The organism is Streptomyces sp. NPDC055078, from assembly GCF_053607985.1.
Genome location: NZ_JBSGUP010001100.1, coordinates 1 through 1,424, shown reverse-complemented (window position 1 = coordinate 1,424; position 1,424 = coordinate 1). Strand labels below are relative to the sequence as shown.

2 protein-coding genes are annotated in these 1,424 nt (G+C 70.0%); both read right to left on the bottom strand.

Features of this window, described 5'->3' with window-relative positions; genetic code table 11:
* Positions 1-1,161, bottom strand: a 1,161-nt coding sequence (locus ACWF94_RS40465; RefSeq protein ID WP_453500288.1) for an acetyl-CoA acetyltransferase, incomplete at its 3' end; no start/stop codon positions are given.
* A 3-nt stretch (positions 1,162-1,164) separates the two neighbouring features.
* A partial coding sequence (locus tag ACWF94_RS40460; RefSeq protein WP_453500286.1) for a Zn-ribbon domain-containing OB-fold protein occupies positions 1,165-1,424 on the bottom strand: 260 nt, incomplete at its 5' end.

Sequence of the window (1,424 nt, the reverse complement as noted above, 5' to 3'; positions counted from 1 at the left end):
GTCGCCGGGCCTGCCGCCGAGGTTGTGGGTCAGGCCCAGCCTGCGTTCGCCGCGGGTGATGGACGCGATCTGCCGTTCGGCCGGGGCCTCCTGGCGCAGTTGCAGCCAGCACTCGAACAGCATCCGCAGGCCCGTCGCGCCGATGGGGTGGCCGAAGCTCTTCAGCCCGCCGTCCGGGTTGACGGACAGCTCGCCGTCCAGGTCGAAGACGCCGTCGAGGACATCGCGCCATGCCCGGCCGCGTTCACTGAAGCCAAGATCCTCCATCAGTACCAGTTCGGTGGGGGTGAAGCAGTCGTGGACCTCGGCGAGCGCGAACGCCGACCGGGGGTCGGTGATGCCCGCCTGCCGGTAGGCGCCCCGTGCGGAGGCGACGACCTCGTCGAAGGACGTGAAGTCGAAGTCCGGGTCCATGGGTCCGGTGCCGGGTCCGGCGACCATGGACAGGGCTTTCACGTACAGGGGCCTGTCGGTGTAGCGGTGGGCGTCCTCGGCACGGACGACGATCGCGGCGGCGGCACCGTCGGAGACCCCCGAGCAGTCGTGGATGCCGAGCATCCCGGCGATCCGGGGGCTGTCGCGGATGACGTGCATCGGGACCTCGGAGCGGAACTGGGCCCGCTCGTTGCGCGCCCCGTTGTAGTGGTTCTTCCACGCGATCCGGGTGAGGACTTCCTTGAGCGTCTCGTCGTCGATGCCGTGGGCGTTGCCGTACGCGGGCGCCAGCAGGCCGAAGGAAGCCGGGGTGGTGAAGCCGGCGGCGGTGCCGTCGTGCGGTGGCCTGCTGCTCGCGAGGCCCGAGTAGCCGGAATCCTTGAGCTTCTCCACACCGACGGCCATGGCCATGTCGTACGCGCCGGAGGCCACGGCGTAACAGGCGTTGCGGAAGGACTCGGACCCCGACGCGCAGTAGTTCTCGACGCGGGTGACCGGCTTGCCCGTCAGTCTCAGGGCGCGGGAGAGGGTCTGTCCGGAGTCGCCGGAGAAGATGGTGCCGAGCCAGTACGCGTCCACATGCTCCGACCGGACACCGGCGGAGGCCAGCGCGGCGGATGTGGCGTCGACGAGGAGGTCGTCGGTGCCGCGGTCCCAGTGTTCCCCGAACGAGGTGCAGCCCATGCCGATGATGGCGACCTTGTCGCGAATTCCGTGCGATGCCATCGCTCACTTCTCCTTGTCCACGGAGGCCGGGACCCGGACGGGCCGCGCCTTCCAGAAGTAGTTGTGGACGCCGTCAGCCGTGGTGTACAGGCGCCGGAACGTCATCTCGACGCGGTCCCCGATCGCGAGCGTGGCCGGGTCGGCGTCGGTGATCTCGCACATCATCCGGCCGCCGCCGTCGAAGTCCACGGCGGCGCCGATCAGCGGCGGATCGGGGCTGTAGGCCAGCAGGTCGGCCTGGACGGCGGCGATGACGGCGGGTA